Origin of the sequence: Rhodanobacter sp. OR87 (genome assembly GCF_000473345.1) — a bacterium.
Classification (GTDB): Bacteria; Pseudomonadota; Gammaproteobacteria; order Xanthomonadales; family Rhodanobacteraceae; genus Rhodanobacter; species Rhodanobacter denitrificans.
Map to the genome: position 1 here is coordinate 17,407 of NZ_AXBJ01000022.1, position 14,344 is coordinate 31,750.

Genomic DNA, 14,344 nt, shown 5'->3' on the forward strand with positions numbered 1-14,344 from the left:
CGCCCGGATTTCCGTCGATGGTACCAGTGAAATACCAGATCGACCACGGGTCTGCATACGAATTCATGCGATGAGGGTGGGCGTGATACGGGCTTGCAGCCAGTGGTTCGCTATTGGTATCGTTCGCGACATGGAAGCCGCCCTCGCCCATGAATACCGCCGGATCTGCCACGACCCGGCCACGCACCAGCCGCTGGCCTACCTGCGGCTGCGCCAGGCGATCCGCAACATCATCGGGCACCGCGACATCGAGCCGGGCCAGGCGCTGCCCAGCGAGCGCGACCTGTCGCAGACGTTGAAGCTGTCGCGGGTGACCGTGCGCAAGGCGATCGCCGGCCTGGTCGAGGAGGGCCTGCTGACCCAGCGCCACGGCGCCGGCACCTTCATCGCCGAGCGCATCGTCAAGCCGATGTCGCGGCTGACCAGCTTCACCGAGGATCTGCGCGAGCGCGGGCTGTCGCCGCGTTCGGAGTTCTTCGAGCGCGGCATCGGCGAGGTGACACCGGAAGAATCGATGGCGCTGAACCTGTCGCCCGGCTCGCTGGTGGTGCGCCTGCACCGCGTGCGTTACGGCCAGGACGAGCCGCTGGCGATCGAGCGCAGCGTGGTGCCGGCCAGCGTGTTGCCGGACCCGCACCTGGTGCGCGATTCGCTGTACGAGGCACTGGAAAAACTCAACGCCCGCCCGCGTCGCGCGCTGCAGCGGCTGCGTGCGGTGTCGCTGAACGCGCAGCAGGCGCGGCTGCTGCACGTCAGCGTGGGCAGTGCCGGGCTGAACATCGAGCGGCGCAGCTTCCTCGACGACGGCCGCGTGGTCGAGTTCACCTGCTCCTGGTACCGCGGCGACATCTACGACTTCGTCGCCGAACTGCAGACCGATTGAAGGAACGCCATGGACGCCCGCGACACCCTGATGTATCAGGAGGCGCACGAGTCGGCCGATGTGGTCGCGCGCCAGTTCGCCGCCAACGAGGCGGTGGTCGGCGCGCTGGCGCAGTCGCTGCGTGCGCAGCCGCCGCGTTTCATCGTTACCTGTGCACGCGGCAGCTCCGACCATGCCGCGGCGTATGCGAAGTACGTGTTCGAGACCCAGCTCGGCATCGTCACCGCGTCGGCGTCGCCGTCGGTCACCTCGGTCTACGCGGCCGAGCAGCAGTGGCAGGGCGCACTGTTCATCGCGATCTCGCAGTCGGGCAAGAGCCCCGACCTGCTGCGCAACGCGCAGGCGGCGAAGCTCGCCGGCGCGCGCGTGGTGGCGCTGGTGAACGTGGAGGATTCGCCGCTGGCGGCGCTGGCCGACACGGTGATCCCGCTGCACGCCGGGCCGGAGCGCAGCGTGGCGGCGACCAAGAGCTATCTTGCCGCGCTGGCCGCGGTGCTGCACCTGTGTGCGCGCTGGCGCGGCGACGGGGAACTGGGCGCCGCACTGCGCGCCTTGCCGGATGCGCTGCGCGCCGGCTGGGACGCCGACTGGTCGGCGCTGGTCGACGGCCTGGCCGCTGCGCACAACCTGTTCGTGGTCGGTCGCGGCTACGGCCTCGGCATCGCGCTGGAGGCGGCGCTGAAGTTCAAGGAAACCTGCGGCCTGCACGCCGAGGCGTTCAGCGCGGCCGAGGTGAGGCATGGCCCGATGGCGCTGGTCGGCCCCGACTTCCCGGTGCTGTGCTTCGCCCAGGACGACGACACGCTGGACAGCACGCTGGCGGTGGCGCGCGAGTTCCGCGGCCGCGGCGCGCAGGTGTTCGTGGCCGCGCCCGGCGTGCACGGTGCCGGCACGCTGGCGGTGGCCGGCGGCCTGCCGGCGCTGTGCACGCCGCTGCTGGTCATCCAGAGTTTCTACCGCGCCGCCAGCGCACTGGCGCTGCGCCGTGGCTTCAACCCCGATGTGCCGCCGCATCTCAACAAGGTCACCGAGACGGTCTGACCATGCAGGAGCGCACCCTGTGCGCGGTGCTCTTCGTTACGTTGCACAAAAGCAGCGCGCACAAGGTGCGCGCCTACACGCCGGCCTGTGAGTATTCGCCATGATCCAATCGCTTGCCAATGCCCGCGTACTCACCCCCGACGGCTGGCGCGACGACCTCGTCGTGCTGCTGGAGGGCGAGCGCATCGCCGACCTGCTGCCGCCATCCGATCCGCGCGTGCGTGATGCGCAACAGCACGATCTTGGCGGCGCGATGCTGGTGCCCGGCTTCATCGACGTGCAGGTCAATGGCGGCGGTGGCGTGCTGTTCAACGAGGCGCCCACGGTGGAAACATTGCGCCGGATCGGCGCCGCGCATCGGCGCTTCGGCACCACCGGCTTCCTGCCGACCCTGATCAGCGACCGCGTGGAGGTGATGCGCGCAGCGCTGGCCGCGGTGGAGCAGGCGCTGGCCGAAGGCGTGCCGGGCGTGCTCGGCATCCATCTGGAAGGCCCCTACCTGGCGCCGGCGCGCAAGGGCGTGCACGACGCAAAGTACTTCCACGCGCCGAACCGCGACGAGTTGGCGCTGCTGTGCGCACCGCACCGCGGCGTGCGTCTGCTCACGCTGGCGCCGGACCAGGTGCCGACGGCCAGCATCGGTGCGCTGGTTGACGCCGGGGTGATCGTCTGCGCCGGACATACCGCAGCCGACTACGCCACCACCCGTGCCGCACTCGCGGCCGGCGTGCGCGGCTTCACCCACCTGTTCAACGCGATGACCCCGTTCGGCAGCCGCGAGCCCGGCGTGGTCGGCGCCGCGCTGGAGGATGCCGACAGCTGGTGCGGCATCATCGTCGACGGCCACCACGTGCACCCGGCCAGCCTGCGCGTGGCGCTCGCCGCCAAGCCGCGCGGCAAGCTGCTGCTGGTCACCGACGCGATGCCGCCGGTCGGTGCGGATCGTCCCGACTACGTGCTGAATGGCGAAACGATCATCGTGAAAGACGGCATCTGCCAGACCGCGCAAGGCGTGCTGGCCGGCTCCGCGCTGGACATGGCCAGCGCCGTGCGCAACGGCGTGGAAATGCTCGGCCTGCCGCTGGACGAGGCCGTGCGCATGGCCAGCAGCTACCCGGCCGAGTTTCTCGGCCTGGCTGAGAGCCATGGCCGCATTGCGGTGGGCTGCCGCGCCGACCTGGTGGCGCTGGATGACGACTACCGCGTGCGGTGGCGCTGGGTTGGCGGCGTGGGAGAGTGAGGCCGGAGCGTTCGCGCGTGCCGGAACGATGATTGCCTCGCCATGCGCGAGCGCGCTCAACCCACGCCAACCCCCTGTTCGGCGAGGGCCAGCCGCAGCGGTTCGAGTTGTTTGGCGTAGCGGCGCCACTGGCCCAGGTTGCGGGAATGCACCGGCTCGCGCACCTGCACGCTGCTTGGCGTGGCCACCGGGGCCGGGTTGCGCTCGGGATGCAGGCAGGCTTCTTCCATCGCCAGCCCGCAATGGTGCAGCACGCGGCGCATGGTCGCCTCGGGCTCGTTCACCAGGGCGGCATAGGAAACCTCGAGCATGGCCCCGGACATGCTGGCCCGCCAGTGGTTCGTCAGGCGTACATACTGGCCGTAGTAATGGGCGAGCGCCTGCTGGTCGTAGCAGTAGGGCGAAGCCTTGCCGAACATGACCTTCAGGTTGGAATAGCACACGTCCATCGGCTCACGCGCCAGGTGCAGGATGGGCGCACGGGGCAGCGCCCGGCGTATGAACGGCACCATCCGCACGTTGATCGGCAACTTGTCGATGTAGAAGCGATGCCCGTGGGCACGCCATTGGGTCTGCTGCAGGTAGCGCGCGCCGAGTTCCGCAAAATCCATCCCCGCGCTGCGCTCGATGGCCTTCTGCATGCCTTGCGCGCTTCGTGGCGCAACATCGGCCATCCAGTGAAGCTGGTGCTGGAAGTCCGGGATCTCCCCGGCGGAAATCACCTGCGAATGACTGGACAGCATCTGGTCCAGCAGGGTCGATCCCGATCGGGGCATGCCGACGATGAAGATCGGCATGGGGCCGGCAAACTCCGCCGCGGCGTCGGTTACTGCCGCCGCGAGGGGCTCCGGAATGCCGACCAGTGCGTCGGTCAGTGCCGCTTCGGCCTGCGCATCGTAGGGGTTGATGTCGTGCATGAGGGCATTGCTGCGTGCCAGTGCCGACCACGCCTCGTCGTGGCGCCCGCAGTCGTCGTGCACCTTGAAGATCGCGGATTCGAACTCGGCGCGGGCGAACTTGTCGCGCGCATCGGTGCTTGCTGCGGAGATTCGTCCGAGCGATTCCCGGAAAAGCTCCAGATGGTTGGCTTCCGGTGTCTGCCGGCGCAGGTTCGCCAGGATCACCGCGGCATCGCCGTAGCGCGGCCAGCGTCGCAGACAGGCCAGCAGCACCGCCTCGGCTTCGGCAAGCCTGCCCAGGAACTGGTACAGCATGGCATCCAGGTAATACTCGCTGCTGGTGTCGACGCCAAGGGCCACGGCCCGATCCATCAGCGCCCGCGCCACCGGGATCTCGCCGAGTGCCCAGCGCAGGTGGGCCTGCTCGCTGAGCACTTCCGCCGGCGGGTTTGGCGCGCGTGCCAGGTGCGCGAGACAGGCGCGCGCACCCTGGATCTCGCCGTTCGTGGACAGACGCCATGCCAGTTGCGCGATCAGGCTGGCGTCGTTTGGCAGCAACGGGATGGCCTGCAGCAGATGCCGGGTTGCGGCACGCATCCTGCCCCGACGGAGAATCACGTCGGCCAGTGCCATGTGGATGGACACGTCGTGCGGCTGGTGCTGCGCGAGCGACTCGAGTGCGGCCTGCGCCGCATCCCATTGCCCGGCATCCATGGCTTGCTGGGCCTGGCGGCGAAGACGGTCAGCTGTCATCGGGATGTCCACGATGGGGATGGGGAGCGGGTATTCGCGCATGTCTTGGCTCGACCAATGCAGCAAGGCATGGCCCGTCGGGCGGCAGCCTGGACGATGCTGCCTCGCCCCATGGAAACCCGCCAGGGCCGGCGGTGCCGGGCATGCCTGCCACCTGCGTACAAGGCGGGCTCACGCAAGGCCATGGATCTGACGCGGCGCTCGCTCGAGCGCGAGTCGCAAGGGTTCCAGCGGTCCTGCATAACGCTGCCACTCGCCGAGGGTGCGCTGATGGATCGGTTCGCGCACCTGGGCGCTGCTCGGCGTAGCCACCGGGGCCATGTTGCGTTCGGGATGCAGGCAGCCCTCTTCGACCGCCAGTCCGCAGTGCTCCAGCACCCGGCGCAGGGTCGCTGCCGGCTCGCTCACCAGCGACGCGTAGGGAACGTCGAGCATCGCCCCGGGCATGCGCGTGTGCCAGTGATTGGTCAGTCGCACGTACTGTCCGTGGTAGTGGGCCAGCGTCTGCATGTCGTAGCTGTAGGCGGAGGCGGGGCCGAGCATGGCCTTGAAGTTGGAGAAGCACACGCCCATCGGTTCGCGGACCATGTGCAGGATCGGCGCATGCGGCAGCGCGCGGCTTATGAGATGCACCATGCGGACGTTGATCGGCAACTTGTCGATGTAGAACCGGCGCCCCTGCGCACGCCATTGCGTCTGCTGCAGGTAGCGGGCGCCCAGTTCCGCGAAGTCGATGCCCACGCTGCGCCGCTGTGCGGTCAGCATGCCTTGAACGCCACCCGGGGGAACGTCCGTCATCCAGCGCAGCTGTCGGCGGAAGTCGTTGATCTCGCCGGCCGAAACCACTTGCGAGTGGCTGGAGAGCATGCGGTCGAGCAGGGTCGTGCCGGATCGGGGCAGGCCGACGATGAAGATCGGCGTGGCGTCGCCGGGGGGCGGGGCCGGCCTGGCGGGCTTCGCCGCGAGGGCCTCGGATGCGTGGATGATCGCATCGGTCACGGCCGTCTCGCCTGCCGCGTCGTAGGGGTGCAGCGCGTGCATGATGGCATTGCTGCGCGCCAGCGCCTGCCATGCCTCGTCCGGGCAGTCGAGGTCGTCCAGCTCCTTGAAAAGCGCCGACTCGAATCCGGCGCGGCTGGCCAGGATTTCCGCGGCATTGCTGTCTTGCGGCATCCGCCGAAGCCGCTCGCGCAACAACCCGAGGTCGTTGGCTTCCGGCGTTTGCCTGCGCACGTTCGCCAGCGCCACCGCCGCGTCGCCGAAATCCGGCCATCGCCGCAAGCACGTTTCAAGCATGCCGCGGGCCTGGGCGATGTTCCCGGTGAACTGCGACAGCATCGCGTGCAGGTAGCAGGCATCGGGTGTTTCGACCCCCGCTGCGCTTGCGCGCTCCATCAGGGCCATCGCCGCGGGTATCTCGCCCAGCATCCAGCGCAATTGCGCCTGCTCGGCCAGCAGCGGGGCCGGCGGATCGGGTGCCCGCTCGAGGCGGTCGAGGCAGCTCCGTGCGGCGACGACTTCGCCATGGAAGTACAGCCGCCGTATCGTCTGCACGAGCAGGGGAACGTTGCCGGCGGGAAGCCGGGCGATCTGCAGGAGCTGGCGGGTCGACGCCTGCAACTGGCCGCGCCCGAGCAGTACGTTGGCCAGTTCCATGCGGGCGGGGGCATCGTCGGGCACTCGCTCGAGCAGCGCCTCCAGGGTGATCTGCGCGGCGTCCGTCAGGCCGGCGTCCAGGTACTGTCTGGCGCGGCGGCGGAGGCGGCTTTCCGCGGCGGACATGTCATCGGCGGTCATCGGGAGTGGCGGCCCTGGCGGGGTGGCGGCAGCGCTTCCGCGCCGTGGCGCCGGTCGGCGGTGCGGGCGGGCGTCGTCACGATGGCTGCGCCTGGCCGGGAAACTCGTCCAGCGCCTGGCGCAGCGGTTGCAGTTGCGCGGCGTAGTTCTTCCACTGGTCGAGGCTGCGGGTATGGATGGCCTCGCGCACCTGGCCGCTGCTCGGCGTGGCCACCGGCGAGGTATTGAGCTCCGGCTGCAGGCAGCCTTCCTCCAGTGCCAGCCCGCAATGCTCGAGCACGCCTCGCAAGGTGTTCCCGGGATCGCGCACCAGGGCGGCGTAGGGAACGTCGAGCATGGCGTGCGGAAGCCGGGCATGCCAGTGCCGGGTCAGGCGCGCATATTGCCCGTGGTAATGGGCCAGCGCCGGCAGGTCGTAGCTGTACGGCGAGACGTTGCCGAACATCGCCTTGAAGTTGGAGAAGCAGGTGTCGATCGGATCGCGCACCAGGTGCAGGATCGGCGCCTGCGGCAAGGCCCGACGGATGAACGCGACCATCCGGAAGTTGGCGGGCAGCTTGTCGATGTAGTACGTGCGCCCCTGGGCGCGCCACTGCGTCTGCCGCAGGTAGCGTGCGCCCAGCCCGGCGTAATCGATATACGCACTGCGCCGGATGGCTTCCAGCAGTTCGCGCGACCCGGCCGGAGCCACGTCGGTGACCCAGTGCAGTTGGCGCCAGAAGTCGATGATCTCGCCGGCGGAGGCGATCTGCGAATGGCGGGACAGCATCCGATCGAGCAGGGTCGTGCCCGAGCGCGGCATGCCGACGATGAAGATGGGCGTGGGGCCCTCGAACGCTGACGCGGACGTCGCCTGGGACCTGTCGTCCGGCGTGGGCATGCTCATCAGCGCGTCGGTGACGGCGGCCTCGGCGTCGGCGTCGTACGGATTGAGCTCGTGCATGATGGCGTTGCACCGCGCCAGCGCGGGCCACGCCTCTGCGTAGCGCTGGAGATCGTCCAGTATCTTGAATTGCGCGTACTCGAACTCGGCACGGACGAACCGCGCGGCGGGATCCGGGTCGTCGGCGGGAAGGCGGCGCAGCTGCGCCTGCACGTGGCCCAGCGGATGGCTTTCCGGCCGCTGCCTGCGCAGGTTCACCAGCGCCATCACCGCGTCGCCGAATTGCGGCCAGCGCTCCAGGCAGCCTTCCAGTACGGTGCTGGCGCGGTCGATGTCGCCGCTGAACTGAAGCAGCATGGCGTACAGATGCAGTTCGCCCGGCGCATCGGCGCCGGCCGCGAGGGCTTTCTCGATCAGCGTCTTCGCCGCGGCGATCTCGCCGAGGCCGAAGCGCAGATGTGCCTGCGCGACCAGCAGCTCAGGGGGCGGGGCGGGGGCCCGGGCGAGGAGATCGAGGCAGCTGCGGGCGGCAGGAACTTCGCCAAAGGCGATCAGGCGTTTCGCCACGCCGACGATCAGCGGGCCATTCCGTGGCAGCCGGGCCGCGACCCGCAGCATCTGTGCGCTCGCTTCACGCAACCGGCCGCGCCTGAACAGGACATCGGCCAGCTCGACCATTACCGCAGCGTCGTGCGGCAGCTGTCGGGCAAGCGACTCCAGGACAGCCTGCGCAGCGCCCCATTGTCGGCCGTCGATGTGCTGCCGGGCGAGCATGCGCAGGCGGTTTTCCGCCGTGCCGGTGTCCTGAGGATTCATTCGGGCATAGTAACTTCAGGGGCGGGAAAACGTGCGCTCCACCGCGGTGTTCCACGTGCCTTGCCGAGGTCGCGCCCGCGCTGGCCGGGTCCCGCCGGATCGTCGTGGACGCGCGCCGCCGTGGCCACCTCAAAGAAAAAGCCACCGGCCGGAGCCGGTGGCTTTCAAGACGCGAATCAGCTCGTACGATCAGTAGTCGTAGGTTACCGACAGGCGAACCGTGCGCGGCGGCTGGAAGAAGATGCCGTCGCCGTAGCTGTTGTTGATGTTGAGGGTATTGGTGGTCCGGTTGTACGAGCTGTTGCCGGCCGGATCGGTCTGCACGGCCCTCTGCTGGTCCAGCGCGTTGAAGATGTCCAGATTGATCCCGAGCTTGTTGTCGGCAAACGCCGGCGCGTAGTGGATGCCGAGGTTGAGCTGCTCGGTCCACGGCGTATGGCCGAGGGTACCCGCCGGGTAGCGCACGCCATTGCACCAGTGATAGTTGCCGCTGCCGTAGTTGTTGTAACCGGACGGATCGCCCGGCTTGCCCGGGCCATAGTAGGCCTTGCCCGAACCACCCACGCCGTAGTAACCGAGGCACTCCTTCGGATAGCCGGACTGCGCCAGCAGCGTCGCGGACACCAGCCACTCCGGGGTGATCTGGTAGGCGCCGCGGATGCGCAACTGGTGCTTGCGGACGTTGGCGAGCTCGCCGTTTGCGCCGTCCATGAGCTGCCAGGAATCCCAGTCTTCGGTCTTGGACACGTCGGCCTGGCCGAAGTCGGAGCGCACCTGGCCCTCGGTGTTGCCGAAGCCGCGGGTGTAGGTGTAGTCCACGCGCGCCTGCCACTTGCCGTCGAACGGATGCTCCAGGTACAGGTTCAGCGAGCCGGTCTTGCGCTTCACGCCCTGCTGGTAACCCCAATCCTTCTGGCTCATCGTGACGAGAAGGTCGGGATGGGTGCTGTCGCTCGACTTCACCAGAATGTCGTTGGTCAGGCCCGGGTTGATCAGGCGGCAGTAGCTGGCACCGTACAGTGAATCGTAGTAGGCGCCGCCCAATGCGGCCGGGTCCACGCCTTGGGCCACCATCTTGTTGCCGATCCGGCCCGGCGAGCACTCGTCGTCGATGGCGGTCTTCAGGTCGCGCCACATCGCCTTGGCGCCGTAGGTCCAGCTGTCGTTGAGCTTCTTGTCGAAACCGACGATGAACTCATCCAGGTACTCGGCCTTCAGGTTGCGCGCGGTGACCTGCTGCGGGTCCTTGGGCAGACCCTTCTCGCCATCCGGCGAAGTCGTCGCCGGGTCGTCCAGCGTCGCCAGGCCGGTCGGGATGCCGTTGGCGTCGATACCGGTGTAGCTGTAGTTGGTGGTGAGGTAGGTCGAGATGTTTGCCGCGCGTTCCGCCGCGTTATCCGGCAGCGCAAGGTAGTAGCGCCCCGCGTTGCCGTAGATCTTGAACGAGGAGTCGCCGTTCACGTCCCAGCTGGCGCCGATGCGCGGTTCCCACTGGTTCTTCTCGTCGACGAACGCCTTGCCCACATCGTTGTAGTTGGTGAAGTGGTCATTGCGCACGCCGATGTCCAGCAGCAGGTTCGGCAGCACCTGCCAGCTGTCCTGCAGGTAGTAGGCCTTCTGGGTCATCGTCATGCTGGTCTGCCAGCCGATCTCGCGCTTCTGCACGACGCCGCCTGCGAGGTAGCGCCAGTAGTAGTTGATCGACGGGTTGAACGGGTTCTGCTGGTTCGGGCCCTGGTTGCGGGCCTTGTAGGTCATGTTGTCGATGCCGACGGCAAGGTCGTGGTCACCCAGCCGGTAATCGAAGTCGACGCGCAAACCATGGGTACCGTTGGTTGCGTTGCTCGCGGACCAGCTGGTGTTGGTCTGGTTGTTGGTGATGCCGTTCGGCCCCGTGCCCGGCGGCAGGTAGGCCGGGTTCTGGTTGTAGGGGCGGGAAATGAACGGCAGCGGGCTGGTGTTGCCATAGATCGTCGGGTTCTGGAAATTCGCCTTGCCGTACAGGATGCTCAGCGTGGCCGCGTCGGTGATGTAGCTGGTGAAATGGCCAAGGTAGAACTGGGCGTTGTCCTTGGTCACGTCGTTGTTGGCGACGAAAGCACCCGACTTCAGCGTGTTGTAATCGAACGCGTAGGTGGCTCCTGCGCCGCTGCGGGAACGGTTGTTCAGCGCGGTCAGCTCGAGGATGTTGCTGTCGGTGATATTCCAGTCCAACTTGCCGTAGAACTTGGTGTCCTTGTCGTTGTTGTACTGCACCTTCTGGTTGGACGCGATTTCCACGTTGTTGGACTGCGTCTCGGAGGTCTCGGCCGCCAGGAACATGAACAGCTTGTCCTGAATCAGCGGGCCACCGACGTAAGCAGAGTAGATCGTCTGCCACTGCTTGTTGTCGTTGCGGTACTGGTGCAGCGTGCCCGCCAGGGCCGGTTTTTCCAGCGCGTAGTTGACCTGGCTGGTCGACGCCGGGACGGTCGGGTGGCCGTAATAGTTGTTGACCGGGGTCCCTTCGAGGAACCTCGGCTCCCAGGCCACCTGGGCGCCGAAATGCCACTCGTTGGTGCCGCGCCTGCCGAGCTGGTTGATCACGCCACCGTCGGAGCGGCCGTACTTGGCGTTGTAGCCGCCGGTGAGCGTTTCCTGCTGGTCGATCGCGCCGTAGGGCAGCTGGAAGCCGCCCAGGTTCTTGTACGGCTCGCCGGTGTTGTAGCCGTTCACGTAGTACGCATTTTCAGTCACGCTCGAACCGCCGAACGAGACCAGCGAGTGCCCGCCCGGGCCGTTGAAGAAGTTGCTGCCACTGGTGGTGCCTGGCGCCAGCAGGGCGATGGACTCCGCGTTGCGGCTGACCGGCAGCTTGCGCAGGTCGGCGGCGGTGATGACCGTGCTGGAACTCACGCTGGAGACGTCGATGGCCGGCAGCGCATTGGCCGAGACGGTGACCGCGCTCAGCGAGGTGGTTTCGGCGCTGAAGGTGACGGCCGTGCCGGCGCCGGGCGCCAGGGACACCTTGCGCGAGTCGACGACCGCGCCATCCTTCTTCAGCGAGACCGTATAGGTACCCACCGGCACGTTGCTGATCTGGAAACGCCCGGAGCTATCGACAGCAACCTCGCGCGTCAGGCCCGAAGCGTTGGTGGCGCTGACGGTTTCGCCCGCGGCCGCCGGAGCTTGGCCGAAGATCGAGCCCGTGGTGGACTGGGCCATGGCGACGCCGCCGAGACTCATGCTCAGGGCTACGGCCAGAGCGGTGTGGCGCCACCTCGGATTATGTATTTTGTTGTGCCTGCTCATTGGTAATGATTTCCCCAGAGTGAAAGGCCCATGAGGGCCGGGTGATGCAACGCAATTGATTCATCCCAAAACAGCAGGCCGGGCATATGTCGTCGACTGCCGCCAAGTGGCCAGCCAAACCTGCCAAGGCCCGTAGCCATGCCGTTTGGGCGACCTGCCTTCTGAACATAAGGCGATGTAAATACTGCAGTCAACAAAATCTTTATGATTAATCGCCAATTAGCAAGAAGTTACGTTTCGCTATTATTTTTCCGAAAGAATCTACGGTTATCGTTTCTCGATTTCAGCTATTTGCCGGTGCGTCGCGAAGCTGTAGATGGGCACCGGAACAATCGGGTGCGGCAGGGCGGACCAGCCGTTAACGCGGCGATCCGATTGCATGTGCTCCCCGGTCGGCGCTAGAGTCGCGCCGTTCAGGTGTCCCGACGGCGCATGGCCGGAGGGATGAAACGGGAAGCCGGTGCGTGGTGTGCGAACACACTGCAAGGCCGGCGCTGCCCCCGCAACGGTAAGCGAGATCACCGGCGGCGAACGCCACTGTGCATGGCACGGGAAGGCGCCGCTCGGGGCATGCAGGTCACCGCATGCCACTCGCCAGCCCGGAGACCGGCCCGAACGCTTCCTGGTGGCTCGCGGTGGGCGAGGCCGAACCACGTGTCGGTCGTTGCCGCCTGCCCGTCGTTCCGTCTTCCTCCCTCGCTTGCCGCCAGCTCATTGAACCCATGAGCCGTGCGCGGGTGCACGGCGTAGAGGAACGAACATGAAGAAGACCCTGCTGGCAGCGGCACTGCTCGGCGGCACGCTGGCCGCCCACGCGGCCGACCAGAACGCGGCGTCGGCGCTGGCGCCGGTGATCGTCACCGCCACGCGCACCGCGATTACCGCCGACGAGGCGCTGTCGTCGGTGACGGTGATCACCCGCGCCGACATCGAGCGGCTGCAGCCGTTGTCGGTGCCTGACCTGCTGGCCGGGCTGCCCGGGCTGAGCTTCGCCAACAGCGGCGGCTACGGCCAGCAGACCTCGCTGTTCCTGCGCGGTACCAACTCCACCCACACCCTGCTGCTGGTCGACGGCGTGCGGGTGGCCTCGGTCAGCGCCGGGCTGGCGGCGTTCGAGCAGATTCCGGTGGAGCAGATCGAGCGCATCGAGGTGGTGCGCGGCCCGCGTTCCAGCCTGTACGGCGCCGACGCGATCGGCGGGGTGATCCAGATCTTCACCCGGCGTGGTACGCCGGGCGGCGGCCTGCAACCCTCGTTCAGCGTGACCACCGGCAGCAACCGCCTGCTGCGCGGCCAGGCTGGACTGTCCGGCGGCGATGGGCACGCCTGGTACAACCTCGGCGTCGGCGCCCAGTACACCCGTGGCATCAACGCGTGCCGCATCGGCGCGGCCGAAGCGTTCGCCGGCTGCTTCACCGACGAGCCGGACCGCGACGCCTTCCGCAACAAGAACCTCAGCGCCAGTGGCGGCTATCGCTGGGACAATGGCGCCGAGCTCACCGGCACCTGGCTGCGCAGCCTCGGCGAGATCCATTTCGACGGCAGCTACCAGAACCGCAGCCGCACCCTGCAGCAGGTTGCCGGCAGCAGCTTCAGCTTCAATCCGCTCCCGGCGTGGAAGACCACGCTGAGCGTGGGCCAGAACCTGGACCGCTACGACAACTACGAGAACCGGGACTTCGTCGGCTACATCTACTCGCGGCGCAACCAGGCGGCGTGGCAGAACGACCTCAGCATGGCCGACAACCAGCTGCTGACCCTGGGTGTCGACTGGCAGGGCGAGCACATCGACAGCGACACCGGCTTCCTCGCCAGCCGCCGCAGCAACACCGGCGGCTACGTGCAGTACCAGGGCACGTTCGGCCGCCACCAGGTGCAGCTGTCGGCGCGGCGCGACCACAACGGCCAGTTCGGCGACCACAACACCGGCGCCGCGGCGTGGGGCTACCACTTCGATCATGGCCTGCGCCTGTCGGCCAGCTACGGCAGCGCGTTCCATGCGCCGACCTTCAACGACCTGTACTACCCGTACGGCAGCGGCAACCCGCAGCTGAAGCCGGAGCAATCGCGCAGCGCCGAACTGGGCCTGAGCCAGCAGCAGGATGCGTGGAACTGGGCGCTGAACGCCTACCAGACCCGCATCGACCAGCTGATCGCGCTGGACGCCAACTACTTCCCGTCCAACATCAGCAAGGCGCGCATCCGCGGCGTGGAAGGCCAGCTCGGCGCGACCCTCGCCGGCTGGCAGCTGCAGGGCTACCTGACCTGGCTGCAGCCGCGCAACGACGACGGCGGCGCCAACGACGGCAAGTGGCTGCCGCGCCGGCCCGGGCGCACCGCGCGACTGGACCTGGACCGGCGCTATGGTGCGTTCGGCGTGGGCGCCAGCGTCAACGCGGCCGGACGCAGCTACGACGACGCGGCGAACCGCCACCCGCTGGCCGGCTACACCACCGCCGACCTGCGCACCAGCTGGCACTTCGCGCCGGACTGGCAGCTCGAAGCGCGGCTGGCCAATGTGTTCGACCGCCACTACGAGACCGTGTGGTACTTCAACCAGCCCGGCCGCGGTGCGTTCCTGACCTTGCGCTACAGCCCGGCGCGCTGACCCCGCCGCGACGCCGGCAGGAGCCCGGTGGCGGGTTCCTGCCGGCGGGTGGACTTCAGGCACATGCGCCAGGAGCGCGGCAGCTGGCATAAAGCGGGCATGAATGGAACTCTCGTCATGCCGCGGGTCGTGT

Annotated in this window: 8 protein-coding genes and 1 riboswitch; of the genes, 4 read left to right on the top strand and 4 right to left on the bottom strand. The window is 67.7% G+C overall.

Annotation, left to right across the window (positions count from 1 at the left end; translation table 11 throughout):
• The first annotated feature begins 130 nt into the window (after window positions 1-130).
• The 3 genes from RHOOR87_RS0114980 (at window position 131) to nagA (ending at window position 3,164) form a co-directional block, all read left to right on the top strand.
• A complete protein-coding gene (locus RHOOR87_RS0114980) occupies window positions 131-883 on the top strand; it encodes a GntR family transcriptional regulator (RefSeq protein ID WP_007510286.1) in 753 nt (250 codons plus the stop codon).
• A gap of 9 nt (window positions 884-892) precedes the next feature.
• Window positions 893-1,924, top strand: coding sequence for an SIS domain-containing protein (locus tag RHOOR87_RS0114985; protein WP_015446447.1), 1,032 nt, complete (start codon window positions 893-895; stop codon window positions 1,922-1,924).
• A gap of 100 nt (window positions 1,925-2,024) precedes the next feature.
• Window positions 2,025-3,164: an N-acetylglucosamine-6-phosphate deacetylase gene (gene nagA / locus RHOOR87_RS0114990; RefSeq protein WP_007510291.1), complete on the top strand. Its 1,140-nt coding sequence runs from the start codon at window positions 2,025-2,027 to the stop codon at window positions 3,162-3,164.
• A 56-nt stretch (window positions 3,165-3,220) separates the two neighbouring features.
• Here nagA and RHOOR87_RS0114995 read toward each other — a convergent pair whose 3' ends face one another.
• The 4 genes from RHOOR87_RS0114995 to RHOOR87_RS0115010 all read right to left on the bottom strand — a co-directional run bounded on the left by RHOOR87_RS0114995 (window position 3,221) and on the right by RHOOR87_RS0115010 (window position 11,516).
• Window positions 3,221-4,858, bottom strand: a complete 1,638-nt coding sequence (locus RHOOR87_RS0114995) for a sulfotransferase family protein (protein ID WP_155950961.1) — start codon at window positions 4,856-4,858, stop codon at window positions 3,221-3,223.
• A 129-nt stretch (window positions 4,859-4,987) separates the two neighbouring features.
• The gene (locus RHOOR87_RS0115000; protein WP_027485461.1) at window positions 4,988-6,613 is read right to left on the bottom strand and encodes a sulfotransferase; all 1,626 of its coding nucleotides are present in this window, start codon (window positions 6,611-6,613) and stop codon (window positions 4,988-4,990) included.
• A 76-nt stretch (window positions 6,614-6,689) separates the two neighbouring features.
• Window positions 6,690-8,312, bottom strand: coding sequence for a sulfotransferase (locus RHOOR87_RS0115005; protein WP_027485462.1), 1,623 nt, complete (start codon window positions 8,310-8,312; stop codon window positions 6,690-6,692).
• A 189-nt stretch (window positions 8,313-8,501) separates the two neighbouring features.
• Window positions 8,502-11,516, bottom strand: a complete 3,015-nt coding sequence (locus tag RHOOR87_RS0115010) for a TonB-dependent receptor (RefSeq protein WP_007510299.1) — start codon at window positions 11,514-11,516, stop codon at window positions 8,502-8,504.
• Between the two features lie 485 nt (window positions 11,517-12,001).
• A riboswitch (cobalamin riboswitch) is annotated at window positions 12,002-12,233 on the top strand.
• A 130-nt stretch (window positions 12,234-12,363) separates the two neighbouring features.
• Between RHOOR87_RS0115010 and btuB the strand changes: the two genes are divergently transcribed.
• Entirely contained in the window at window positions 12,364-14,211 is a 1,848-nt protein-coding gene (gene btuB / locus RHOOR87_RS0115015) for a TonB-dependent vitamin B12 receptor (RefSeq protein WP_007510300.1), read from the top strand.
• The last annotated feature ends 133 nt before the right edge of the window (window positions 14,212-14,344 follow it).